The organism is Enterocloster sp. 210928-DFI.2.20 (assembly GCF_020554465.1).
Taxonomy (GTDB): Bacteria; Bacillota; Clostridia; order Lachnospirales; family Lachnospiraceae; genus Enterocloster; species Enterocloster bolteae.
The window spans coordinates 45,519-71,426 of the sequence record NZ_JAJCHK010000001.1; the positions used below are offsets into that span (position 1 = coordinate 45,519).

Genomic DNA, 25,908 nt, shown 5'->3' on the forward strand with positions numbered 1-25,908 from the left:
ATAATATATTTTATGGAAAAAAGCAACCTTTTTTTATTTTATCGAATAAAAGGTGTGCAATTCTGCCATACTAAGGCTGTAACTAAAAAAGAATGTTTTTAGGAGGTATTGAAGATGTCTAATAAGAATAACTTCAACAACGACATGGAAAACAGCTCAAGAAACTGCAGCCAGCAGAATAACAGCCAGAACAGCTCTCAGAACAGCTCTAGGAATAGTTCTCAGAACAATTCTCAGAACAATTCCCAGAACAGTTCTCAGAACAACAGCCAGAACAATTCTCAGAACAGCTCCAGAAACAGCTCTCAGAACAGCTCTCAGAACAGCAGCCGCAACAGCAGCCAGAACAACAACTACTAATATCGAAAAAGCTGCGGCGTACTGAGTACAGATGATGGAAGGAGCCTGCTTCGCATGACGCGGAGTGGGCTTTTTCTTGTCCTCACCCCATGGTAATGCCTGCATATATTGGTAGTAGGACACGAATGACAGGCATTAGCCCGGACAGAACGTGACAGAAAGGGAAGGTGAGTGGGAAATGACGACATTTCCAATGATATCATACAGACAGTTTGACCAATGGATGGAACAGGGAAAGATTGCGCAGCTGGTGGACCTGAGGGAGCCCTGGATGTTTGAGCAGGACAGGATATGGGGAAGCGTGAACATTCCCTATGATGAGCTTGAGAACCTGATGGGGGAAATCCGCAAGGACGGTACCATTGTATTTTACTGTGACAGGGGGGCCAAGAGCATGGTGGTCTGCCGGGACCTGTGGAGGATGGGCTATCACGCCGTGGACCTGGCGGGCGGAATGTTGAATTACAGGGGGAAATACATTGACAGGAGGCCGCTTTCGGCTTTAGAATAGAAACGTGATTATTCTATTTTAGAGGAGACAGAGCCATGAAAATAATGTTTGCATCGGATATACACGGTTCTGCATATTATTGCAGGAAGATGCTGGATATATACAGTGAATCGGGAGCCGGACGGCTTATGATTCTGGGAGACATCCTGTATCACGGCCCCCGCAATGACCTGCCCAGGGAATATGCCCCCAAGGAGGTGATCGCCATGCTGAATCCTCTTAAGGACCAGATTTATGCAATCAGGGGAAACTGCGACACGGAAGTGGACCAGATGGTTCTGGAGTTTCCCATAATGGCTGACTATGGTTTGATGGTATTGGAGGGAAAGGCTTTTTACGCCACACACGGACATGTATACAACCAGGATCACCTTCCGCCATTGCAGGACGGAGATATCCTGGTACACGGTCACACCCATATACTGAAGGCCGAGACCATCGAGGTGGAGGGGGGCAGGCATATTGCCGTGTTAAACCCAGGCTCCGTGTCCATCCCTAAGGGAGGCAACCCCAGCACCTATGCCATGCTGGAGGATGGGGTATTCTCCATACGGACCCTGGAGGGCGAAGTGGTCAAGGAACTGAAGCTGTAAAAAAGAGAGGCTGATTGAGAGGAAAAACGATTGAAAACATTTGAATTAATTGCCCCCTGCCATTTTGGGCTGGAGGCAGTACTTAAAAAAGAAATTCTGGACCTGGGATATGAGATATCCCTGGTGGAGGACGGCCGCGTCACGTTTATAGGAGATGACGAGGCCATTTGCCGCGCCAATGTGTTTCTGCGCACCGCAGAGCGGGTGCTTCTCAAGGCGGGAAGCTTTAAGGCGGAGACCTTTGAGGAATTGTTTCAGGGCACCAGGAATATACCCTGGGAGGACTTTATACCCGAAGACGGCAAGTTCTGGGTGGCAAAGGCTTCTTCCATCAAGAGCAAGCTGTTCAGCCCGTCGGATATCCAGTCGATTATGAAGAAGGCCATGGTGGAGCGGCTGAAAAACCGCTATGGAGTCACCTGGTTCCCTGAAAATGGAGCCAGCTATCCGCTGCGGGTGTTCCTCTATAAAGATATGGTGACGGTGGGCATTGACACCAGCGGGGAATCCCTGCACAAACGCGGGTACAGGACATTGACCAGCAAAGCGCCCATCACAGAGACCCTGGCAGCTGCCCTGATTCTCCTGACGCCGTGGAACCGGGACAGGATTCTGGTGGATCCTTTCTGCGGAAGCGGTACATTTCCCATTGAGGCGGCCATGATGGCTGCCAATATGGCGCCGGGCATGAACCGTTCCTTTCTGGCAGAGGAGTGGAGAAACGTGATCAAACGCAAATGCTGGTATGAAGCCATGGATGAGGCGGGGGACCTGGTGGAAGAGGACGTTCAGGTGGATATACAGGGGTATGACGTGGACGGTGACATTGTGAAAGCCGCCCGATCCAATGCCCAGTCAGCCGGAGTGGACCATATGATTCACTTTCAGCAGCGCCCGGTCAGCGCACTGAGCCACCCCAAGAAATACGGCTTTATCATATCCAATCCGCCCTACGGGGAGAGAATCGAGGAAAAGGAGAATCTTCCCGCATTATACCGGGAGATAGGAGAGCGCTTTGCGGCGCTGGATGCCTGGTCCATGTACCTCATTACTTCCTATGAAGATGCGCAGAAGTACATTGGGCGGAAGGCGGACAAAAACAGGAAGATATACAACGGCATGCTGAAAACCTATTTTTATCAGTTCATGGGGCCAAAGCCACCCAGGCGCAGCCAGGAGAACGGTTCAAATTGAGAGGGCGGCCATGGTTGTTGTATCAGATATAGTTAGAAATGGAATAAGGAAAAAAGCAGCAGCCCTGTTTCTGGCGGTCTCATTGTCTTTGGGAACAGCCGGGTGCGGCCAAGCCAACAATCCTGCTGAGACACAATCTCCGGGCAGGATTCAGGACCCGGACGGGACACAGGATACCGGCGGCATACAGAACCCGGGCGGGATACAGGACAGCGGCGGCATGCAGGAACCGGGCGGTACTAGGGACAGCGGCGGCATGCAGGAACCGGGAGGGACACAGGACAGCGGCGGCATACAGAACCCGGGCGGGACACAGGACAGCGGTGGCATACAGAATCCCGGCGGGACACAGGACAGCGGCAGCGGCCTGAACCCGGGCGGAACCGGAAATCCTTCCGGAGCAGGCGGTTTTGCGGCAGCAGGAGGGGACACATCAGAGAACGGAGAGAATGCCCAGGGAAGCAGCACAGGAAGCAGCACAACCGGTGTGTACCGGTGGAACAGGCTGGATATGGCCAATATAAAGCTTCCTTCTGCCTATGATTACCGAAAGACAGGCAGGGCGCCCCAGATTGGAAACCAGGGGTCCCTGGGAACCTGCTGGGCTTTTGCGTCCCTGACAGCCCTGGAATCATCCCTGCTTCCGGGAAAGTCCATGACATTTGCGGTAGACCATATGTCCATGCACAACAGTTTTCTCCTGGGACAGGACGAGGGAGGGGAGTATACCATGTCCATGGCCTATCTTCTGGCCTGGCAGGGGCCGGTGCTGGAATCCCAGGACCCATATGGGGATGGAGTTTCGCCGGACGGCCTTGCGCCCAGCGTACATGTACAGGAGATTCAGGTCCTTCCCTCCAAGGATTACGAGGCCATTAAACGGGCCGTGTACCTGAGAGGCGGGGTACAGAGTTCCCTTTATACATCCATGAGGGATTACCAGAGCCAGTCTGTGTACTATAACAGAGAGACCAACTCCTATTGTTACATTGGAAACGAAAAGCCCAACCATGATTCTGTCATCGTGGGATGGGATGATAATTACTCTAGGGAAAATTTTAATCTGGACCTGGCAGGGGACGGCGCATTTATCTGTACCAACAGCTGGGGAGAGGATTTTGGTGACCAGGGATATTTTTATGTATCCTATTTTGACAGCAATATCGGTGTTCATAATATTGTATACACAGGTGTGGAGCCGGTGGACAATTATGACTACATTCACCAGAGTGATTTGTGCGGATGGGTGGGTCAGATTGGATACGGACAGGAGGAGGCCTGGTTTGCCAATGCCTACAGGGCGGATAAGGGAGAGAATCTGGCAGCCGCGGGTTTCTATGCAACGGACAAGAATACGGAGTACGAGCTTTATTTGGCCCGGAATCTGCCCGATGCAGGGGGCGGGGAAATGGAGCGTGCCCTGGATAGGCGGATGTTGCTGGCAAAGGGCAGGCTGGACAATGCCGGTTATTACACGATTCCGTTGGATAAAAAAATCCCCTTGGAGGACAACGAAAAGTTTGCTATAATAGTTAAAATAATAACGCCTGGCACCGTACATCCGGTGGCCATTGAATACGACGCAGGGGACGGCATTGCCCAGGTGGACTTAACAGACGGCGAAGGGTATCTGAGCCATGACGGAAAGGTGTGGGAACATGTGGAGGAAACACAGTCCTGCAACCTGTGCCTGAAGGCATATACAAAGAAATAAAAGCGGTTTATAAAAGGAACAGAAGGCAGAGGATTTTTGATATGGGACACAGAATCATATTTGCAACGGGTAATGAGGGAAAGATGCGGGAGATACGCCTTATATTGGCTGATTTGGGGCTTCCCATACTTTCCATGAAGGAAGCGGGCGCCGAACCGGAAATCGTGGAGAACGGTGCCACCTTTGGGGAGAATGCCGAGATTAAGGCAAGGGCTGTGTGGAATCTGACCGGGGATATTGTGCTGGCAGATGACTCCGGCCTGGAGGTGGATTATATCGGCGGGGAGCCCGGTATCTACTCTGCCCGGTATCTGGGAGAAGATACGCCCTATGCAGTTAAGAACCGGAGTATCATAGAGCGTCTTAAGGAGGCCGGGGGCCAGGAGCGCAGCGCCAGGTTTGTGTGCAACATCGCGGCCATGCTGCCGGACGGCCAGGTACTCCACACAGAGGCTGTGATGGAGGGGCTTATCGCCGGTGAGCCGGCTGGGGAGGGCGGTTTCGGGTATGATCCCATTCTCTATCTGCCTGAGTTCGGCAAGACATCCGCTGAAATCACCATGGACCAGAAGAATGAAATCAGCCACAGGGGGAAGGCATTAAGGGCCATGAAGGAAGCCCTGGAAGGTGTGCTTAAGTAAGAGATGGAGAGGACGAAGGATGAGGATATTAATTGTCAGTGACACCCACAGAAGGGATGAAAATCTAAAAGAGGTAATCCGGCGTACCGGACCGCTTGATATGCTGATTCATTTGGGAGACGCAGAGGGAAGTGAACATGCCATTGCCACCTGGGTCAATGAAGACTGCGATTTAGAGATAATTTTGGGAAACAATGACTTTTTCTCATGCCTGGATAAAGAGAAGGAACTGATGATTGGAAGGTATAAGACCCTTCTGACCCACGGACATTACTATAATGTCTCTGTGGGAGCTGAGTACCTGAAGCAGGAGGCCAGAGCCAGAGGTTTCGATATCGTTATGTTCGGGCATACCCACAGGCCCTTCTATGAGGTGGAGAAAAAAGAAGGGGATAAGGATTTGATTGTGCTGAATCCGGGAAGCCTGTCCTATCCCCGCCAGGACGGACATAAGCCCTCTTTCATGCTCATGGAGATCGACAAAGAGGGGGAGGCTCATTTTTCGCTGAATTTTCTGTAGAATTTTTGTTGACATTTGGGAAGGCATAGTATATAATAATCCTTGCGTCGAGAGACGGGATTGGATGACAGGTTATATTATGCCGGCGCCGGGGTGTGGCTCAGCTTGGCTAGAGCGCCTGGTTTGGGACCAGGAGGTCGCAGGTTCGAATCCTGTCACCCCGATTATAATTAAATAGATTGATTTCATGCAGGTGTAGTTCAATGGTAGAACACTAGCCTTCCAAGCTAGATACGTGGGTTCGATTCCCATCACCTGCTCTATTTTTTTGTCCGGGAAGCCTTTTGTATCAGGGCTTCCTTTTTTCGTGCCGCCACCTTGTGCACATTCTATTATACACGGTTCCATTTCCCACTGAACTGATACCATCCGGGTTATCCCGCCCGCCATCCCGGCCATCCCGGCCATCCCGGCTCACCATCCCAGCTATTCCGCCCGGCCATCTCAGCCATTCCGCCCATCCTGCCCGCCCCGCCCGGTTCCGGGCTGATTTTCCCCCACCTTATATTACAAAGGCTGTCGTGGTACAATAGGCAGATATTCACCGGAACATGAGATACAGGCACGTCATTATGTTCAAATGTATGTACAGTTTTGTCCACATGGTTCCGGTCAAATTAAGGAAACCGTAAAACTAACAATCCTCAGCTGCACTTGCTATAATCAAGCTATCAAAAGGCACCTGGGAGGTATGGAGAGGATAAGACGTGAATTCAAGACAGATTGCATTTCTGAGACTTTTGCTGGAACATGAAGAGTATCTGCCCGTGGGCTTCTACGCAGGGAGAATGGATGTATCGGACAAGACGCTGCGCAGAATGATTCACGGAGTTAATGAGATTCTGACGTCCTATAACGGAGTCATTGAGAGCCGGCCCGGAACCGGAATCAGGCTTGAAATCAATGAGGAGGAGCGGGAAAGGCTGATGAATTCAGCTTATATGATGGAACTTATGGATTCCGGCGCATTATCCAGGTCCTGGAACCAATTGTCCAGAAGAATGGATATCGCCCTGAACCTTCTGCTCTATTCGGATGAGGCCACCTCGCTGTCCGGACTTGCCTACAAATATTATGTAAGCAAGAGCAGCATAGCCGGGGATCTGAAAGCCCTTGTGCCTTTTGCCGGAAAGCATGAATTGAGAATCACCCAGGGACATGGGGGGACATCGGTAGAGGGAACAGAGAGCTGTCTGCGCAAGGCCCTGGCGGAACTGCTGCTGTATATTCTGGACAATAATATAAATGCCAATACCAGAGGCAATCCGGCCGCCACAGGCATGTTTGAGTCGGAAACGCTGATGACGATTCTGGACATCTTTACGGAGGAAGACCTGAATTTTGTGGAAGGACTCATAAAACACATTGAGACGTCTGCCGGTTACAGGTTTGACGAGCGGGAATACATGGAATTTTCCGTGAACCTGCTAGTGATGATTTACAGGGTGAGAAATGGGTTTCTCATGGAGCCGGTCTTAAAAAGCAATTACCGGAAACAGGAGAGGGATCCCCTGGATGCCATTGCGTTTGAGCTGGCCTCCCGTCTGAGCGGTTCTTACCGGTATACGCTGTCTGTATCCGAAACTTCACATATTTATAATGTTCTGGCCGCCACCCATCTTGGGAATTTCCTGATGCAGAAGGAACTGCCGGAGGAAGAATCCAGGAAAACGGCAGTGGCCTTCGGTGAAGATTTTATTGATGCGTTTTCTGTGATTACAGGAATCAATCTGAGAACAAAATCAACATTTTATGTGAACGTGATATCCCATATTACGCTGATGCTGAACCGGGCTGCATCCAGCACCCCGGCCAGGAATCCAATCATAGACATACTGCTTGAAAATTATAAGGGTACCATCAATGTATGTCAGATTATATGCAGAATACTGACGGAAAAGTTCAGGCTGCCGGAGATAAGTTTTGATGAGATTTGTTATCTGATGCTGTACATACAGGGCGAGCTGCTGGCTGATGAGGAGAAAATGGATGTGATACTGGTTTCCAACATGTCAAACAGCATCACCAATATCCTGAAGCATAAATTATCCCAGAATTATCCTCAATGGACTGTGGTGAGCAGTGACTACAATCATTTTCTGGAAATGTCCCAAAAACAATATGATTTGATTTTATCTACGGTGCCCCTGGGGAGCAGGGAACATGTGATACCCTATGCGCTTATCTCGCCTCTGCTGGATGAGAAGGACTGCTCGGCCATCAACAATCTGCTGAAATCATGCCGTCACAGGGAGGATTTGTATTTGCGGGAACTTATGAGAGCCAGGAATGACCTGTACGATATCGGATGTGCCGTAGAAGTGCGGAACCGGAAGCCGATGGAGATACCTGTGACAGGATTTTTAAAGGTCACTGCATTAAAGGAAGTGGAGTTTGTCTATGTCCATAATGAGGCGGGCATTAACCGCTGCCAGTTTGTGACGGATTTGCTGCAAAAGAAGCTGGATAAAGTGATTATGGATATGTCCAATTGGGATTTTATGCTTTTTGCATCGAAAATGGTCTATCTCATGGACAATTGCCCGGATTGGGCCATGACGGAATTCATACAGAATATTATTACGGAGGGGAGATAATATGTATAAAATCATTGTTTTCACACACGGTTCACTGGCCGAAAGCCTGGTAAGGACATCGCGGCTCATCCTGGGCAACCAGCCTGATATCGAGACTTACTGTGTGGAGCCGGGGTGCAATCTGGAGGAGATGAGAAACGGAGTGGAGCAATCCATCCGGCGCTCCAATGATTCAGGCCAGGAAGTCCTGGTGCTTACGGATCTGATGTACGGAACACCGTTTAACACCATGATTCAGCTGGAGGAGGAATGTTCCTTTACACACATCACGGGTACCAATCTCCCTTTGCTGATAGAGGCCATCAACCGCCGTCTGCTGGACGGAAACAGCAGAAGTTTTGCAGGACTGGTGGACACGGCCAAGGAAGGGATTGTAGACAGCCACGTTCTGCTGCAGATGAGCTGACAAGTACGGGCTGATACAGACAAGTTCGGGCTGATACAGACAAGCGCTGGCTGATACTGATAAGCGCAGACTGATACAGATAGGAAAGGAGCAAAAGCATATGAAAAACATTGTTTTGACAAGAATTGACGACAGGCTGATTCATGGCCAGGTAGTGACTGCCTGGATTAAGCAGTATCCAATCAATAAGATACTCATTATTGATGACGAGCTTTCCCAGAACCGGCTGATGGAGCGCATCTACAAGGCAGCGGCTCCCATGGGGGTGGAGGTGCTGATACAGTCGGTATCCGAAGCCCGGGAGTTCCTGAAGGAGGAGCCGGTGAAGGGAGAGAATTTTCTGATACTTGTGAAGGTTCCGGAAATCATAGAGTCACTTCTCAAAGAGGGGATTGAAATAAAGAAGGTGATTCTGGGCGGTATGGGGGCCAAGAACGGCCGGAAGACCTTTAACAGGAATGTGTCGGCAAGCGGTGAGGAGGTTGAATGCTTTAAACGGATTGTGGAAGGGGGAGTGGAAATCTTTTATCAGCTGGTTCCGAATGATAAGGCCGTTAACATCAGAAGCCTGTTTTAGTGAAGCAGGCCAGAATTTGATTTGGAGGAGGTAGCATATGAGTATCTTAACAGCCACATTATTGTCATTGTTATACTTTTGGGGAAATAGTGCATTTGTTCTGGGTGTAAACTGGTGGACCGTCATGAGGCCCCTTGTTTCCGGCTTCCTGGCCGGCGTTATCCTGGGAGACCCTGTAAAGGGCGCCATGGTGGGAGCCCAGATTAACATTCTGTATCTGGGATTCATCGGAGCCGGCGGAGCCCTTCCCGGTGATATCTGTCTGGCCGGCGTGGTGGGAACCACCATTGCCATTACGGGCAATCTTCCTGTGGAGACAGCCATGGCTCTGGCAGTTCCTGTGGGACTGCTGGGAACCATCATATGGGTGGTGAAGATGACGGTCAATACGGCCTGGGTCCGGGTAGCGGAAAAAATGTCGGCAAAGGGGGACACCAGGTACTATTGGATACCCAATATCGTGCTGCCCCAGCTGCTGCTGTTTCTGATGTCCTTTATACCCTGTTTCCTGATGGTATATTTTGGGACAGATTATCTTAAGTCTGTCATCCAGTTTTTGGGAGAAAACATAGTGGGCGTCCTTACCACCATCGGCGGCATGCTTCCCGCAGTAGGTATTGCCCTGACCTTAAAATCCATATTTAAGGGTGAGTCCGTGGTATTCTTTTTCTTCGGGTTCCTTCTGGTCCAGTATTTTGGGCTGGATATGATATCTCTGGGATTTTCAGCTGTTGTATTCACCCTGATTTATATGCAGTTAAAAGGCCATAAGCTGAGCGCCATGGGCGGCAGCCTGTTTGGGGCAGAGGGAAATAATGAGAACAAGTATGTACTTTTGGACAAGAAGACAATACGCAAATCCTGGCTCCGGTGGATTATGTTCAATCAGGCTAACTATAATTATGAGAGGATGCAGGGAACCGGTTTCTGTCACGCCATGGTGCCTGTCATCAATAAACTCTACCCGGATAACCAAGGAAAACGCGCGGAACTGATGCAGAACCATATGCAGTTCTTTAACACGGAGCCTCAGTGGGGGGCCTGTATCATTGGCCTGACCGCTGCTCTGGAGGAAAAGAGGGCCCAGGGCTCTGAGGAGATTACAGGGGATACCATCACATCCATTAAATCCGGTCTTATGGGACCGCTGGCAGGCATCGGAGATACCATTGACGGAGGCGTGGTGACGCCGCTGCTCCTTACATTATTCATCGGCATTACCAATACAGGCAACATCATGGGGGTTATTGGCTACATTATAGTGGAAGCCCTGTTTATGTGGACCATATACTGGCAGTCCTACAAGCTGGGATATGAAAAGGGCAGCGATGCCATTGTAACCATTATGGAAAGCGGTCTGATTAACCAGCTCATTCTGGGCGCATCCATTATGGGGTGCCTGGTGCTTGGCGGACTGGTAGGCAATTATGTGACCCTGGGATTAAAACTTATGGTCCCTGTGGGCGGAGGCGTCATGTTCAATATCCAGGAACAGCTGTTTGACGTGATTCTCCCGGGAGCGCTTCCGCTGCTGCTGACCCTTGGCACATACAAACTGGTAAAGAAGGGCTGGTCGTCTGTCAATATTATCATCCTGGTTGCGGTGGTTGGTCTGGCAGGCGGACTTTTAGGAATCTTTGCATAATCGTTAGGAGGAAATATGACACAGGAATACAAATCTTTTTCGCCGGAAGAATTCCGGCTCCACAATGAAAAGCTTCAGGCTGAGATGGAAAAGCAGGACATAGACATGCTTATGCTCTCCACTCCTGAAAATATATATTATTCCACCGGCTACCGCTCCTGGTATACATCCAGCCTTTTCAGGCCGGTATATGTGCTGGTGCCCAGGAAGGGGGATCCGGCTATTATACTGAGAATACTGGAGAAGACCACGGTACAGTATACCAGCTGGACCAGCCGCATCTACTGCTGGGGAACTGCCAGCAGAAACCTGGGGCCTCTGGAGGGGGAGGAGCCGATCAGCATCATTGACAGAATCATAAAGGAAATCCAGCCGGATACAGGGACCATTGGCCTGGAGGCAGGAGACGGCATGCAGTACTTCTGGTCCATGGAGCTGCTGAAGAAAATCATGGATTCCCAGCCGGACATCCGTTTCACGGATGGATCCCTGGCTATACAGAGAGCCAGGATGGTGAAAACGCCATGGGAAATTGAACGAATCCGCCATGTGTGCCGGATAACGGAACAAGCAATATTGGAAACAGGAAAGACTATTGTGGCGGGAGAGACAACGGAGAAGGACATATCCAAGGGCATTGCCATGCGCATGGCCCGGGGCGGAGTGGATAAAATATCGTATCTGACCGTTACCAGCGGTATTGACAAGTACTGCACATTCAATACATATGCCACAGACCGTGTGGTTCAGAAAGGTGAGTATGTTCTGGTGGATATCAGCGGCCACATTGACGGGTATGCGTCCGACCTTACCCGGGTGTTCTATCTGGGAACCGTGCCACGGGAGGAACGGGAAATGGCAACGACGGCCAGCGGCTGTGTGGCGGCGGCAAAGGAGGCCATGAAGCCGGGGGTTTCCATTGCTGAGATCAACCGCATCTGCGAGGGATACATCCGGGATTCCAGATTTGGGAAATTTCTGCTTCACTCCAGCGGACACTGCATCGGCCTCAACGTGGTGGAGTATCCCACTATACACGATGAAGCCAATGAAAAACTGAAGCCAGGCATGGTGTTTGCCGTGGAAAACGGAGTGTATCCCTATGACCTGGAAAAGGGAGTGGAGTCCATTTATCTGTCCTTTCGGATGGAGGATGAGGTGCTGGTGACAGAGGACGGCGCGGAATGGATAACCGGTCCGGGAGAGCCTGTGATTGAAGTGGGGGCAAGCCACTGACAGGTGGCATGGAAATATGACATAAAATGCAGAATATAAAATACAGAATATAAAATACAGGGCGCCGGACAATCTTACTGTCCGGCGTCCTGTTGGTTTAATGCCCCCGGAATTTGTTTCATGCAGAAGGTTATCTGTTTTCCCTTCTGACCCGGCAGGGATTTCCGTATGCAACGGTATTGCTGGGAATATCTTTTGTAACCACACTCCCTGCCCCGATCACCACGTTGTCGCCAATGGTGACACCCGGCATAATAATGGCGCCTCCGCCAATCCAAACATTGTCCCCAATCACAACAGGAGCTGTCTGTGTCCTGCAGAACGCAAAGGAACCGTCCTGCTGCGGTACTCCAAACCGGTCCATTGCATTTGTGGGATGAAAGGCCGTATATATCTGCACATTAGGGGCAATGAGCGCATTGTTCCCGATACGTATCACATTATCATCTAAAAATGTGCAGTTCATATTGACTTCACAGTTGTTTCCAAAATAAATATTGTTGCCGTAGTCCGCAAAGAACGGCGCGGTGATCCAAAGGGCTTCCCCCCTTCCGCCTAACAGCTCATTTAAGATCTGATTCTTTTTCAGTGTATCCGCGGAATCCGTGCTGTTATAATCCCTTACCAAATCCTTTGCTCTGTGCCACTGTGTTAATAATTCTGCATCGCCGCAGTCATAGAGCTGTCCTGCCAGCATTTTTTCTCTTTCCGTCATGGCTCCTTACTCCTGTCTTTATATCTGGTTTTATTATAACAGAGATAAAATAAAAAGGAAGCTCTGTAATGGTGCAGTTTTACCGGTTCAGATACCGCCACAAGGTAGTCCTGCTGATACCCAGCTTTTTTGCTGCTGCGGTCTGGTTGCCTTTGCAGGCATTCAGGACATAGTGCACGATATCCCGGTTCATCTCATCCAGAGACTGGCTGGTATCCAGGCAGAATGGGGAGGGATGGGAAACCGCCAGCCTGGAGTTTCCCGGAACGGCATCCGCGTCCTCTTTGGTGGAGCCGGAGCATGCATGGACCGGGAACGGAAATCCGGAAAACAGAACATTTTCCCTCTGGATTACTTCCTGTATGGTTTTTGCGCAGATGTAGGGGCCGTCTGTCCGTATGACGGCCTCCTTTAATATCCGCTTGAACTGGGTTCTGTTGTAAGGGTACTCGTATTGCTCCAAGAGCGCAGCCGCTTCATCGTCAACCCCCACCACCTGCCGCCCCAGTTCCTGGTTCAGGGTATTGATATAGAGACCGGCAGATGAGATGATGTCCTCCTTTTGTTCCCTCAGTGGTTTGATAGGCACCAGAATGCACCCCAGGGCATTGGTGTATTCAAAGACCACGTGGGGGGTGGCGCTTCCCGCGGTCTGGGTGCAGGAAAATATCAGATGGTTGCGCACATGCATGTTGGTGTCCAGTATGATGGAGAGCAGCTGCTTCTGCTTGGGCTTTTGCAATGAGTCCAGGTTGGAAATGTAGATGGTATTTCCGTTGTCCGTAAAGGGCGAGTTATAATGTTTGGTGATGAAGTCCCAGCTTTTATCGCTGATAAGAGAGCAGTTGATGACGTAGAGCGGGTTGTCACACAAGGGGCTCTTTGCATAGTAGATATGAGCCACCCGGTCCTTTCCTGTGCCGGTTTCCCCTGTTATCATAAGGCTCAGAGGGGACGGAGACGGAGCCGCATCCTCGGTATTGGTAAGGATTTCTCTGGCCAGCTCCGTATTGCTGTAAAAGCTGTCCATAAAGCTGTTCTCCGCAGCCTGCTTGTCCATGATGGTCACCCCGTATTTTGAGTAGGCCAGGGGAATCTCGGAGCGCATGATATGGAAGATGATGTAGGGGCTCAGGGTCTCATCCACCAGATGGGAGGTGATGGAGTACATCTGGTTGTTTACTGTAATAAAGAAGGAACGCTTCCGTCCGGTGCAGCATTGCTCCAGTTCATTCTGGAGCTTTGCCTGTATGGGGACCGCGATCTCATCCTCCAGCGTGGTGTAGATGCATTCGCCTGTCCGGGACAGCACCAGGAAGCGGTTGGCGCTGCTGTCTAAGAGCTGGTGCATAAGGGACAGGGAGTGGTATAAATCCCTGTGGGTCTGCCAGGTATAGACTGCCTGGTCAACAGCGGCTTTCAGGCTTTCCATGCTGGAGGTGAGAAGGATAGGGGTTATGCCGATCAGCTTGGCATAGTTGTAGGGCACCGTATCGCAAATGACGGTCTTGTAACCCTGCTCCTTTAGTTTGTCCAGAAGGGAGCTGGCTTCGGACGTGGTGTTGATGGAAAATATATCTGTAGGTATCTTAAGAACATTACATATGCTTTTTGCAATGGTGGTCAGGGAACGGAATCCCAGGACTGCAAATTTTGTTTTTGTATTCTCCGCTGTTTTCAGGCAGAGAAGAACGTCATAATAATCAATTCCAATGTCAATCACAGGGATGGGTACGCCTTTCGCAATGCGGCTGGCGGTATTGGCCCTTGAGATGATGATATCATAGTTCCTGTAATGTTCCTTTGCCAGGGAAAGTCCTGTTTCCACATTGCCCAGCATGGCTGTCAGCTGGATATCATCCCTTTGGCCTGCGTACCGTTTCATTAATGTTACCAATCCCTTATAGGGAGCAATTCCAAGTATCCTGACTTTTTCACCCATTCTGCCTCCTCTGGAAAATACAGCTTCCGAATGTTGCAATTTTAAACATATTATACAACATTTTCCTTGAATTGAAAAGCCCCCCTATATTACAATAAACTATGGAGCTGATAGAGGAAACTAATATGTTTCAAAAGTGAACAATAAAGGAAAGTTGGGAGCCAATGGAAGAGAGATATCTGATTATTGCGGATGATTTTACAGGGGCAAATGATACGGGAGTGCAGTTAAAGAGGAGAGGATATCCGACGGAAGTCCTGTTTGCGGGAAAACCGGTGGATTCACAAAAATCAATTGTGATTGATACGGAGAGCAGGAATGCCTTGCCCGGCCATGCCTATGAAATCGTGCGTCATTCATTAGAACAGGTGGATTTCGGACAGTTCCGCTACATAATAAAGAAAGTGGATTCCACTATGAGAGGAAATATTGCCCAGGAAATAAAGGCAGTGGATGATGCTTTTTGCCCGGAGCTTGTGGTGTTTGCCCCGGCCCTTCCCGCCTTGGGCAGGACCACTATGGACGGGGTGCAGTGTTTAAACGGTGTGGAAATCTGTAAGACAGAATTATCCAAGGACCCCAAGAATCCGGTAATGGAAGATAACCTGGTAAAGCTGCTGGGGCAGGTTTATGAGGAACCGGTGCTGTTAAAATACCTGCCGGACGTAAGAAGCCAGTCCTTTTCCCTTGACGGGGGCCGGATCTTTGTATGCGACGCTGAGTCGGATGATGACCTGAAACGGATCATTGCGGCAGTCAGGCAGGACGGGCGGCGGACCCTGTATGTGGGGACGGCGGGAATGGCAGACAACATGATGGAACTGGAAAAGCCCACCCTTCCGTCCTTTGGCGTGGTGGCCAGCATCAGTTCGGTGGCCAATGAACAGATGCATTACTGTGAAAGGGCCGGATACGCCATGGTCAAGGTACCTGTGGCCCAGCTCATGACGGGAACAGCCCGGCCTGAGGAATACCGCGACATGGCTGTGGAATATTTAAAGAGCGGGAGAGATACCATCCTTCTTACAGATACGGCTTATGACCGGGAACTGATTGAGCTTTCCCAGGAAGTGGGAGAGAAAAGCGGGATGGATTTGACTGAGGTGGGGGATTATGTGCGCTCACTCATAGGCAGGATGGCCAAAGAGGTGCTGGACTCGGTTGAGGTATCGGGGGTATATCTCACCGGCGGGGATACGGCCCTGGGTATGCTCATGAACATCGGGGCGGACGGTTCCGAGATACTGGCTGAAATCCTGGTGGGCGTCCCGCTGGTAAGGGTTAAGGGCGGGGCCTGTGAGGGACTTAAACTGGTAACAAAGGCAGGAGCTTTCGGCACAGAGGATGCTGCGGCGTTTGCCATGAGGAAAATAAAAGAAAGAGGAGGAATATAACCCATGAGAGAATTTTTACTGCCTTATGGAAAGGAAACACTGAAAGCGGAAATTGAAGAGGAGCACCTGGCCGGTGTGCTTGTATCAGAACTCCATGATTACAAGGCACCCATGGAGGGAACCCAGCTGGTGCAGGAGGCGCTGGAGCATCCCATCGGGACTCCCAGGCTATGTGATATGGCCATTGACAAGAAAAAGGTTGTGGTGATTTCGTCTGACCACACAAGGCCTGTGCCCAGCCGCATTATCATGCCTCTCATTCTGAAGGAAATCCGCAGGGGCAATCCGGATGCTGATATTACCATTCTTATTTCCACAGGACTTCACAGGGAGACGACCAGGGAGGAACTGGAGTCAAAGTTCGGCCCTGAGATTACGGAACATGAAACCATTATAGTCCATGACTGTGATGACACGGACAACATGGTTTATCTGGGCAAGCTGCCTTCAGGCGGAAATATGTACATTAACAGGCTGGCAGTGGAAGCGGACCTGCTGGTTGCGGAAGGGTTTATTGAGCCTCATTTCTTTGCCGGATTCTCAGGCGGCAGAAAAAGCGTGCTTCCGGGCGTGGCCAGCCGTGAGACGGTTATGTATAACCACAACTCAGCTTTTATTGACGATCTGCATTCAAGGACCGGTATCATCGAGGGCAACCCCATCCACAATGACATGCTGTACGCAGCCAGGGTGGCGGGTCTGGACTTTATCGTCAATGTGGTGATTGATTCCGCCCATGACCCCATCTTTGCAGTGGCAGGGGACTGTGATCTGGCCCATCGTGCGGGCAGGGATTTCCTGGCTTCCAAGTGTCAGGTGGATGCTGTTCCCGCAGATATCGTAATATCCACAAACGGGGGCTATCCTCTGGACCAGAACATTTACCAGTCCGTAAAGGGCATGACGGCAGCAGAGGTGACGGTGAAGGAGGGCGGCGTTATCATTATGCTTTCCAAGGCAGCGGACGGCCACGGCGGCAAATATTTCCATGAGACCTTCCGGGATGAAAAGGATTTAAACCGTATGATGAAGACCTTTATGGACCGGAAACCGGAGGAAACCATCATAGACCAGTGGCAGTCGCAGATTTTTGCAAGGGTCATGTTAAAAGCCAGGATTGTGTTTGTATCTTCCTGCGATGATAAACTGGTGGAGGAGCTTCACATGATTCCGGCCCACACCATGGAGGAGGCCCTTAACAAGGCAAAGGCAATGGTGAATAAGGAAGATTACAAAGTAACGGTAATACCGGACGGTGTGTCTGTTATCGTAAGAGGATAAGAGGGGGGATACGGATTTGAAGTTTATTTTAATACCTGATTCATTCAAGGGGACCTTAAGCTCCAGCCAGATTTGCGCAGTGATGGATGAGAAGATAAAAAAGCATTTTCCTGACAGCCTGACCGTCTCCATACCGGTGGCAGACGGAGGCGAGGGATCCGTGGATGCCTTTATCACGGCAGTGGGCGGTGTTAAGGAGTATGTCACGGTTAAGAATCCCTATTTTGAGGACATGGAATCTTATTTCGGACTGATAGACGCAGGACAGACAGCTGTTATCGAGATGGCTTCCTGCGCCGGGCTTCCCCTGGTGGAGGACAGGAAGGATCCAAGGCTTACCACCACCTATGGGGTGGGACAGCTGATTCTGGCCGCAGCCCGTAAAGGTGTGAAGAAAATCATTGTGGGCCTGGGGGGATCATCCACCAACGACGGAGGCTGCGGCGCTGCGGCCGCGGTTGGCATTAGGTTTTATGACAGGGACGGCAGGCAGTTTATTCCCACCGGCGGAACAACTGCCGATATTGACAGAATCGACCTGTCCGGAAGGGACAGCCTTCTGGAGCAGGTGGAGATCGTCACCATGTGCGATATCGACAATCCCATGTACGGACCTGTAGGAGCGTCCTTTATCTTCGGACCCCAAAAGGGAGCGGATGAGGCCATGGTCCTTCAGCTGGATGAGGGAATCAGGAATCTGAGCAGGGTCATTGCCCAGGCAACGGGAACCGATATTAGCCAGGTGCCGGGAACAGGGGCGGCCGGAGCCATGGGCGCAGGCATGATTGCGTTCTTTGGATCCAGACTTCAGATGGGGATTCAGACCGTGCTGGATACGGTGCGGTTTGATGAAATCATAGGCGACGCGGACTACATTCTTACAGGCGAGGGTAAGCTGGATTCCCAGAGCCTGCGGGGCAAGGTAGTGATTGGAATTGCAGAGAGGGCTAAAAAACAGGCCAAATCCGTGATTGCGGTGGTAGGCGGAGCAGATGACGACGAGATTGGAAAGGCTTACGATATGGGTGTGACAGCGGTGTTCCCCATTAACAGGCTTCCTCAGGATTTTTCCGTCAGCAGACACCGCAGCCAGGAGAACCTGGCTTATACGGCAGACAATATTATCAGGCTTATAAAAGCCGGACAGGGGGAACATTAAGTATGAAGATTTTACAGGCAGTTAAGAAGATTCCGGGAGGTTTGATGGTAGTGCCGCTGCTTCTGGGAGCAATTGTCAACACCTTTTTCGGAAATGTTTTGTGGAGCGCGTTTGACGGAACCTTCACCACATATCTGTGGAAATCAGGGGCCATGCCCATCCTGGCTGTTTTTATTTTCTGCAACGCCACTACCATTAATTTTAAGAAGGCCGGCGTTACGATATATAAAGGCGTGGTCATCACGGCGGTAAAGGTTGGAATCGGCATTATTATCGGACTGATTTGCGGTACTCTTTTTGGGGAAAAGGGATTTTTGGGACTTTCCACCCTGGCCATTGTAGGCGCTCTGGCCAACTCCAACGGCGGACTGTACGCTGCCCTGGCCGGAGAGTACGGCGATGCGACCGACGTAGGCGCGGTATCCATTCTTTCCATCAATGACGGCCCCTTCTTTACCATGGTTGCCCTGGGAGCGGCCGGTGTTGCCAAGATTCCCATGTCTATTCTGATAGGCTGTATTGTCCCTGTTATCGTGGGATGCATACTGGGCAACCTGGACGAAGATATCCGCAAGTTCTGTGAGCCCGGAGCCACTATGCTGATTCCTTTCTTTGCATTTCCTCTGGGAGCGGGACTGAACATCATGAACCTGTTAAAAGCAGGAGGCCCCGGAATCCTTCTGGGCGTTGCCTGTACCCTGATTACCGGTTTGGGCGGCTATCTGATTTATAAGCTGCTGCGCATGGAGTATCCGGAAGTGGGCGGAGCCATTGGAACCACAGCCGGCAATGCTGCCGCCACACCGGCATCGGTTGCAGCTGTGGACGCCACCCTTTTAGCGGTAGCGGAAGCAGCCACTGCACAGATTACCGCTGCCATCATTGTGACAGCTATCCTTTGTCCCATATTTGTTTCTTATCTGCATAAAGTAGAGGTGCGTAAGCGTGGAAGATAGAAAAATAATAGGTATTACCATGGGTGATCCGGCCAGTATAGGACCTGAGATTACCGTGAAGGCTCTGGCCGACCAATCCATATATGAAGCATGCAGGCCCATTGTTGTGGGAGATGCTTGTGTCCTGGAAGCCGCGCTGAAAATCGCGGGCCATGAGGAGATGAAGGTCCGGTCCGTAAAGGATGTGAGGGATGCTGCCTTTACCCACGGGACCATAGACGTGCTGGACATGGGTCTGGTTTCCATGGATGAGCTGGTACGGGGGCAGGTGTCCGCCATGTGCGGGGACGCTGCGTTCCGGTATGTGGAGAAGGTAATTGAACTTGCCATGGACGGACAGGTGGATGCCACGGTCACCAATGCCTTTAATAAGGAGGCCGTGAACCTGGCAGGCCATCACTATTCCGGCCACACGGAGATTTATGCTGATTTGACCGGAACAAAAAACTATACCATGATGCTGGCCCATGAGAACATGCGGGTGGTCCATGTGTCCACCCATGTGTCCCTGCGGGAGGCCTGCGACCGGGTTAAGAAGCAGCGGGTGCTGGATGTAATCCGCATTGGGGATAAGGCGTGCAGGGAGATGGGAATTGAGAATCCCAGGATTGCAGTTGCAGGGCTGAATCCCCACAGCGGTGAGCACGGTCTGTTCGGGCAGGAGGAAATCCAGGAGATCATCCCGGCCATTGAGGCTGCCAGGGCAGAGGGAATCCGGGCAGAGGGCCCTGTGCCCCCGGATACCGTGTTCTCCAAAGCCAGGGGCGGCTGGTATGACATCGTGGTGGCCATGTATCATGACCAGGGACACATCCCCCTTAAGGTGGTGGGCTTTGTCTATGACCAGGAAAAGCAGGCCTGGGACGCGGTGGCCGGCGTCAACATCACCCTGGGGCTTCCCATTATCCGTGTGTCTGTGGACCATGGAACGGCCTTTGACCAGGCGGGAACCGGAACAGCCAGCGAGCTGAGCCTGAAGAATTCCCTGGAGTACGCAGTCATGTTTGCCAGGAACCGGAAGCAGAAGAGTGTATAAAAATACGTGTATAAAAATACAGGACACCAGATAATGTAAGCTATCTGGTGTCCTTATTACTATGAACAGTCCTTTCCCGCTTACAGCACAAACATCCTGGCTGTCATCAATTCATTGATGGAACGGGCGGTATAGGAAACCGTAAAATCATCGGTCATCACCATTCCAGGATAATAGGAAGCCCTCAGGGCCTGGAAATGGTCTTTGAAGTTGATTTCCATGACAATGGTTTCAGGCACCTCCAGATGGCAGGCATCCTTTGTGAGAAGGGCATTCTTCGCGCCTTCCTCAATAAGCTCCTGGGCCATCTCCGGCGCCAGGTTGACGGTGGCTGCGCCCATGCCTTCCTTCACTGCCACCGCCGTGATGCCGGGATCGTATTCATGGACATGGCTGCAAAGATTTTTGTCGCCGCTGATGAATACCGAGGGAACGCCCAGGGATGCGCCCACATAGGCGTGCATGAGGAATTCCGAAGCCAGTTTGCCGTTGAATTTAATGTAATTGGTCTTGCGGTTCATGGTGTGGGCCAGGGGGCTGCCGTTGGTACCGGCAGGAGAGTGGTATCCCACGAACATGAGGGCGTCAAAGCTCTGGTCCAGACCGCAGACCATGGAATCAGGGGAGTATTTCCAGCCCAATATGATTTTTGCTTCCTTTGGAAGAAGGGAGATATCCATGTTTCTGCCGGATTCATGGGCATCCTTTATGTAGATTTCTGTTGCTCCGGCTGCCAGGGCTCCCCTGCATGCCGCGGCTGCCTCCAGGGTCATTTCCCTGGCCATGGGACCGTGTTCCAAATCACCTAAGTTGGTGGAGCTCCAGGAAGTGGAGCCAGCCACCCCCTCAAAGTCCACACTGATATAAACCTTCATAATTTTATTCCTCCTGTATTCTGGTTTTTCTAAGCAATATCACGTTTTAAAAGTTTCAGGGCCAGTTGGGCCTGCAGCTGTACTCCCAGCTTAAGACATTCTTCGTCGATATCGAAGTCCTGGCTGTGAAGGGGGGCTGTAATGCCTTTTTCCCTGTTGGCGCATCCCAGATGATAGAAAACTCCCTTTGCCTTTTCCAGGAAAAATGAAAAGTCTTCCACCCCCAGACTGGGGAATTTCTTTGGATGGATGTGTTGGCTTCCAAGGACCTCTTCGGCTGTCTCCACCAGCACATCCACGATTTCGTCTGAGTTTATGAGGGCGGCATATCCCGGGACAATGACAACCTCCCCGCTGCCTCCCATGGCCTGGCAGGTACAGCTTACCTGACGGGTCATGGCGTCAATGATTTTCTCTCTCACGGCAGGGTCCGTGGTGCGCAGGGTGCCGGTCATCTCTGTCTCGGCTGCCACGATGTTGCCCGCGGTTCCGCCGTGTATGGTCCCCAGGGTGAGGACTGCGCTGTCCAGGGGTGAGATGCAGCGGCTTACCAGGGTCTGCAGGCTGTTTATGACAGCAGCAGCCATGACAATGGCATCCACTCCCGTATCAGGATAGGCGCCGTGGCAGCTCTTTCCGTGGACCTTTATGTGAATCTCATCGGAGGAGGCATTTAAATCCCCGTAGCGGATTTCAATTTCTCCTGTTTCGTGGGTAGGCATTACATGGAGGCCGGTTACGTAGTCCACATGGGGGGATTCCATGCAGCCTGCCTCCACCATGGGAAGGGCGCCTCCCGTGGTCTCCTCCGCGGGCTGGAAAAAGAACTTTACACACCCGGACCATTCACTCCGGGATTCCATCAATATGCGGGCCGTGCCAAGGGCAATGGCCACATGGGCGTCATGGCCGCAGGCATGCATATGGCCGGGATGCAGGGAGCAGAAGGGACGGGCAATATCCTCTGTCAGAGGCAGGGCGTCCATGTCGGCCCGAAGCGCCACCGTATTGCCGGAGCCGGGCTTATCTCCCTGGATCATGGCCACGATTCCCGTGCCCGCCACAGGGAATTCGTAGGAAATGCCCCACTCATCCAGAAGGCCGCAGATATAGGCGCTGGTCCAGTGCTCCTTAAAACCCGGTTCGGGATGCTGGTGCAGTTCCCTGCGGATCCGTACCAGCTGGGGAAATAATTCTTCTGTCCGTTGTTTTATATTCATGGTGTCATCCTTTCTGCAGAGCTGTATCCGGTCCCGGAATCATTTCCCCTCACATAGATCCTGGGGGGCCGTCTGGTGAGCCGGGCCACGATTTCGTTTTTATTGGTGCCTGCCAGACGGCTGACCGCGTCGATGTCCAGCGTGTTTCCGCTGCCGTCCCCGTATATGATGACCTGGTCCCCTATCTGTGCCTCCGGCACATCGGTCAGGTCAATCATGCACTGGTCCATGCATATGACTCCGATCACCGGGACCTGTTTTCCCCTGAGGGTGACCATGGCCTTGCCACGCAGGTTCCGGGGATAGCCGTCCGCGTAGCCAAAGGGCAGGGCAGCCACCCTGGTGTCCTGCGGCGCGGTCCACAGGTAATCGTAGCTTACCCCCTGGCCTTTCAGAACAGGAGTGATGTGGCTGATACGGGTTTTAAAGGTCAGGGCCTGGCGGATGTCAAGCTGTCCCTTGTGAAAGCCCTTTAACCCGTATACAATGGCTCCGGCCCGTATCATGTCCAGCCTGTATTCCGGAAAATCAACAGCGGCAATGCTGTCCGCAATATGTTTATAGCGGAAATGGCAGCCTTCGCTCTCCAGTTCATTGACAGCATCCATGAAACACCGGAACTGGACCTGGTTGGACTGGTCGTCCTTCAGGGCCAGATGGGAGTAGATGCCCTCCGGTTTCAGCCAGGGCATGGAGCAGATTTGCCGTATTTCATCCAGGCTTTCCGGACAGTCCGGGAATCCGATGCGGTGAAAACCGGTGTCGTATTTGATATGTATGACAGCCTGCTGCTTTTTTTCGGAAGCCAGGCGGTTAAGGAGCCTGGCCTGGGCCAGGGTATCAATGGTCTGGATGATGCCGTATTCCAGCACATAGGGCAGCAGACGGTCCGGTGTCAGTCCCATGATTAACACGGGATAGCCTGGATAGGCCTGTTTTAACTCCACTGCCTCGGACAGGGTGGCCACTGCCAGCAGGCTGGCTCCGTTTTCCATGATGGCAGGCGCAATGCCCAGGGCGCCGTGGCCGTAGCCGTCCGCCTTCACCACTGCCGCCACCTGGATGCCCGGACCGGCCATAGCCTTAATCTGCCTCACATTAAAGGCGATGCGGTCCAGATCCACCTCCACCACCGTATCTCTCATTATCTCATTCAGAACAGGGATTTCCATGTGATTCATACCTTCTTTCCATCTTGCGGCTGAAAACAGGGGTAAAATCTCATCCGGTCCCGCAGGCCGGCAGCCGCAAATTTAATTATAGGTATTTCTGCCAGAAAATGCAATGTGAAACTGTGTCCTTTTTATTGACTTTTAACCGGCCAGTAGGTATAATTTTTAATTAAGTACGTCGGGCGAAGGTGCAGTGAACTTACTGTTCTTTAAGTCGCCTTTTTTTTATACACAGGGCGGTTCAGCCCGATTTCAGCTTATCTAAGATAAAGGTGGTATGGCAATGGCAAAGTACATAATCAAGCGGTTGGTAGCAGGCGTGTTATCTCTATTTATTCTTATTACCATTACATTCTTTCTGATGCATGTCATTCCGGGAGGTCCTTTCAGTCCGTCTGAGCAGAGGAACGTGCCGGAAAAAATCCTGGAGCAGATTTCCGAAAAATATGGTCTCAACGACCCGCTTCCGGCCCAGTATGTCAGATATCTCGGCAATCTCCTTCATGGGGATATGGGGACTTCCTTTAAAAAACAGGATACCACGGTCAATGAACTTATAGCCAACGGCTTTCCGGTATCGGCAAAGGTGGGGGCGCTGGGAATTGCGGTGGCCCTTGCGGCGGGAATCCCCCTGGGAATCGTGGCAGCCGTGAAGCGGGGAAAGCTGGCGGACGGCGCCTCCATGGTGCTGGCCACCATCGGCGTGTCAGTGCCCAGCTTTGTGCTCTGTGTGCTGATGATGTACGTATTCTGTGAGAAGTGGAAGATATTTCCCTCTTATGGCCTGACTTCGTGGAAGCACTATGTGCTGCCGGTGTTCTGTATGGCATTTTCCCAGGTGGCCTATATCACCCGTCTCATGCGTTCCAGCATGCTGGAAACCATGCGCCAGGATTACATAAGGACAGAGCGCTCCAAGGGCGTGCCGGAATGGGAGGTCATCAGCAAGTATGCCCTTAAGAACTCCATTCTTCCGGTGGTAACCTATGTGGGCCCGCTGGTGGCCACGCTGCTCACCGGCACGTTCATCATTGAAAAGCTGTTCAGCATCCCGGGACTGGGACGCTATTTCATATCCGCCATCACGGACAGGGACTATTCTGTTACACTGGGACTTACCGTGTTCTTAGGCGTGATGATTATTGGCTGTAATCTGATTGTTGACATCATGTACGCAGTGATTGACCCAAGAGTAAAGATAACGGAGTAGGTGAAGAGGATGGAAGAGAGAGTTGAATTTACCATGTCGGATGTGATTCCCGAGGAACTCCTGGCGGGACTTTCCGACACAGACCGGGAGATGGAATCCATTAACCGCCCCAGCATCTCCTACTGGAGGAACTGCTGGATACGGCTTAAGAAGGATAAGCTGGCCATGCTGGGCATTGCCATTGTGGTGCTTATGACATTGGCAGCCATATTTGTACCTATGTTTTCCCCTTATACATATGACCAGACAGACTTTGGAAATGCCCTTCAGTGGCCCAACAGCGCCCACTTGTTCGGGACAGACAAGATGGGACGTGATATTTTTGTCAGGACCATGTACGGGGCCCGTATCAGCCTGTCCATCGGATTTGCGGCAGCGGCCATCAACATGGTCATAGGCGTGCTCTACGGGGGAATATCAGGTTATGTGGGAGGAACCACGGATATTATCATGATGCGTGTGGTGGATATCCTGACCGGTATTCCCAGCCTGATTTATATGATTTTGATTATGATGTTTCTGGGTAACACCATACAGAGTATTCTGATTGCCATGTGCCTCACGTACTGGATTACCACGGCCAGAATGGTCCGTGCCCAGATACTGACCCTGAGGGAACAGGATTTTGCCCTGGCAGCCAAGGTCTGCGGGCTGAGCAAATGGCAGATTCTGATACACCATCTGATACCCAACAGCATGGGTTCCATCATCGTGACGGTTACGTTTCTGATTCCTTCAGCCATATTCCAGGAGGCGTTTTTAAGCTTTTTAGGCATCGGTATCCAGGTGCCCAAGGCCAGCTGGGGAACCCTGGCCAATGACGCCATAGAATATCTGTTTTCATATCCTTACCAGATGCTGTTTCCGGCGCTGGCAATCAGCATCACCATATTTGCCCTGAACTTTATCGGTGACGGGCTGCGGGATGCTCTGGACCCAAGACTTAAGAAGTAG

At 51.4% G+C, this 25,908-nt stretch carries 24 protein-coding genes and 2 tRNA genes; 21 read left to right on the forward strand and 5 right to left on the reverse strand.

What is annotated here, in order from left to right:
* Positions 1-114: 114 nt before the first annotated feature.
* From LI015_RS00210 to LI015_RS00275, 14 genes are all read left to right on the forward strand, one after another.
* The gene (locus LI015_RS00210; RefSeq protein ID WP_002571690.1) at positions 115-360 is read left to right on the forward strand and encodes a hypothetical protein; all 246 of its coding nucleotides are present in this window, start codon (positions 115-117) and stop codon (positions 358-360) included.
* Positions 361-538: 178 nt separating this feature from the next.
* Complete coding sequence (locus LI015_RS00215; RefSeq protein ID WP_002568041.1) at positions 539-871, forward strand: rhodanese-like domain-containing protein; 333 nt, start codon at positions 539-541, stop codon at positions 869-871.
* A gap of 35 nt (positions 872-906) precedes the next feature.
* Positions 907-1,464 (forward strand): phosphodiesterase, encoded by a 558-nt coding sequence (gene yfcE / locus LI015_RS00220; protein ID WP_227123693.1) that lies wholly within the window; start codon positions 907-909, stop codon positions 1,462-1,464.
* 30 nt (positions 1,465-1,494) lie between these two features.
* Positions 1,495-2,658, forward strand: coding sequence for a THUMP domain-containing class I SAM-dependent RNA methyltransferase (locus LI015_RS00225; RefSeq protein WP_002577647.1), 1,164 nt, complete (start codon positions 1,495-1,497; stop codon positions 2,656-2,658).
* A gap of 10 nt (positions 2,659-2,668) precedes the next feature.
* Positions 2,669-4,372 carry a lectin like domain-containing protein gene (locus LI015_RS00230; RefSeq protein ID WP_227123694.1) on the forward strand — a complete coding sequence of 568 codons (1,704 nt, stop codon included), beginning with the start codon at positions 2,669-2,671 and terminating at the stop codon, positions 4,370-4,372.
* Between the two features lie 41 nt (positions 4,373-4,413).
* On the forward strand, positions 4,414-5,013 hold the full coding sequence (rdgB, locus tag LI015_RS00235; protein WP_002571691.1) for an RdgB/HAM1 family non-canonical purine NTP pyrophosphatase: 600 nt from the start codon (positions 4,414-4,416) through the stop codon (positions 5,011-5,013).
* 19 nt (positions 5,014-5,032) lie between these two features.
* A complete protein-coding gene (locus LI015_RS00240; RefSeq protein WP_002568036.1) occupies positions 5,033-5,533 on the forward strand; it encodes a metallophosphoesterase family protein in 501 nt (166 codons plus the stop codon).
* Between the two features lie 89 nt (positions 5,534-5,622).
* A tRNA-Pro gene (locus LI015_RS00245) sits at positions 5,623-5,697 on the forward strand.
* A gap of 25 nt (positions 5,698-5,722) precedes the next feature.
* A tRNA-Gly gene (locus LI015_RS00250) sits at positions 5,723-5,793 on the forward strand.
* Positions 5,794-6,240: 447 nt separating this feature from the next.
* On the forward strand, positions 6,241-8,130 hold the full coding sequence (locus LI015_RS00255; protein WP_227123696.1) for a BglG family transcription antiterminator: 1,890 nt from the start codon (positions 6,241-6,243) through the stop codon (positions 8,128-8,130).
* A gap of 1 nt (position 8,131) precedes the next feature.
* Entirely contained in the window at positions 8,132-8,536 is a 405-nt protein-coding gene (locus tag LI015_RS00260; protein ID WP_002568034.1) for a PTS sugar transporter subunit IIA, read from the forward strand.
* A gap of 100 nt (positions 8,537-8,636) precedes the next feature.
* Positions 8,637-9,113 (forward strand): PTS sugar transporter subunit IIB, encoded by a 477-nt coding sequence (locus LI015_RS00265; RefSeq protein WP_002568033.1) that lies wholly within the window; start codon positions 8,637-8,639, stop codon positions 9,111-9,113.
* A 37-nt stretch (positions 9,114-9,150) separates the two neighbouring features.
* Positions 9,151-10,758, forward strand: coding sequence for a PTS system mannose/fructose/sorbose family transporter subunit IID (locus LI015_RS00270; RefSeq protein ID WP_002568032.1), 1,608 nt, complete (start codon positions 9,151-9,153; stop codon positions 10,756-10,758).
* 15 nt (positions 10,759-10,773) lie between these two features.
* Complete coding sequence (locus tag LI015_RS00275) at positions 10,774-11,994, forward strand: M24 family metallopeptidase (RefSeq protein ID WP_227123698.1); 1,221 nt, start codon at positions 10,774-10,776, stop codon at positions 11,992-11,994.
* A 130-nt stretch (positions 11,995-12,124) separates the two neighbouring features.
* Here the strand turns inward: LI015_RS00275 and LI015_RS28675 are convergent, their stop codons facing one another.
* A complete protein-coding gene (locus LI015_RS28675) occupies positions 12,125-12,709 on the reverse strand; it encodes a sugar O-acetyltransferase (protein WP_002568030.1) in 585 nt (194 codons plus the stop codon).
* 79 nt (positions 12,710-12,788) lie between these two features.
* Positions 12,789-14,651 (reverse strand): sigma-54-dependent transcriptional regulator, encoded by a 1,863-nt coding sequence (locus tag LI015_RS00285; protein ID WP_227123699.1) that lies wholly within the window; start codon positions 14,649-14,651, stop codon positions 12,789-12,791.
* Positions 14,652-14,815: 164 nt separating this feature from the next.
* Here LI015_RS00285 and LI015_RS00290 point away from each other — a divergent pair, with 164 nt between their 5' ends.
* From LI015_RS00290 to pdxA, 5 genes are read left to right on the forward strand one after another with little or no spacing between them, the layout of a single operon-like run.
* Positions 14,816-16,045: a four-carbon acid sugar kinase family protein gene (locus LI015_RS00290; RefSeq protein ID WP_227123700.1), complete on the forward strand. Its 1,230-nt coding sequence runs from the start codon at positions 14,816-14,818 to the stop codon at positions 16,043-16,045.
* Positions 16,046-16,048: 3 nt separating this feature from the next.
* Positions 16,049-17,326 carry a nickel-dependent lactate racemase gene (larA, locus tag LI015_RS00295; RefSeq protein WP_054354109.1) on the forward strand — a complete coding sequence of 426 codons (1,278 nt, stop codon included), beginning with the start codon at positions 16,049-16,051 and terminating at the stop codon, positions 17,324-17,326.
* Between the two features lie 16 nt (positions 17,327-17,342).
* Entirely contained in the window at positions 17,343-18,485 is a 1,143-nt protein-coding gene (locus tag LI015_RS00300) for a glycerate kinase family protein (protein WP_002577658.1), read from the forward strand.
* 2 nt (positions 18,486-18,487) lie between these two features.
* Positions 18,488-19,441, forward strand: a complete 954-nt coding sequence (locus LI015_RS00305) for a 2-keto-3-deoxygluconate permease (protein ID WP_002568025.1) — start codon at positions 18,488-18,490, stop codon at positions 19,439-19,441.
* A 19-nt stretch (positions 19,442-19,460) separates the two neighbouring features.
* A complete protein-coding gene (pdxA, locus tag LI015_RS00310) occupies positions 19,461-20,477 on the forward strand; it encodes a 4-hydroxythreonine-4-phosphate dehydrogenase PdxA (protein ID WP_227124048.1) in 1,017 nt (338 codons plus the stop codon).
* A gap of 80 nt (positions 20,478-20,557) precedes the next feature.
* On the opposite strand, the gene LI015_RS00315 is transcribed toward pdxA, so the two are convergent.
* From LI015_RS00315 to alr, 3 genes are read right to left on the reverse strand one after another with little or no spacing between them, the layout of a single operon-like run.
* On the reverse strand, positions 20,558-21,352 hold the full coding sequence (locus tag LI015_RS00315; RefSeq protein ID WP_002571699.1) for a M55 family metallopeptidase: 795 nt from the start codon (positions 21,350-21,352) through the stop codon (positions 20,558-20,560).
* A gap of 29 nt (positions 21,353-21,381) precedes the next feature.
* Positions 21,382-22,572: a M20 metallopeptidase family protein gene (locus LI015_RS00320; RefSeq protein WP_227123701.1), complete on the reverse strand. Its 1,191-nt coding sequence runs from the start codon at positions 22,570-22,572 to the stop codon at positions 21,382-21,384.
* On the reverse strand, positions 22,569-23,744 hold the full coding sequence (alr, locus tag LI015_RS00325) for an alanine racemase (protein ID WP_319638718.1): 1,176 nt from the start codon (positions 23,742-23,744) through the stop codon (positions 22,569-22,571). Before alr ends, LI015_RS00320 begins: the two co-directional genes overlap by 4 nt.
* Before the next feature lie 283 nt (positions 23,745-24,027).
* Here alr and LI015_RS00330 point away from each other — a divergent pair, with 283 nt between their 5' ends.
* The gene (locus LI015_RS00330) at positions 24,028-24,954 is read left to right on the forward strand and encodes an ABC transporter permease (protein ID WP_002568020.1); all 927 of its coding nucleotides are present in this window, start codon (positions 24,028-24,030) and stop codon (positions 24,952-24,954) included.
* Positions 24,955-24,963: 9 nt separating this feature from the next.
* A complete protein-coding gene (locus tag LI015_RS00335; protein ID WP_002568019.1) occupies positions 24,964-25,908 on the forward strand; it encodes an ABC transporter permease in 945 nt (314 codons plus the stop codon).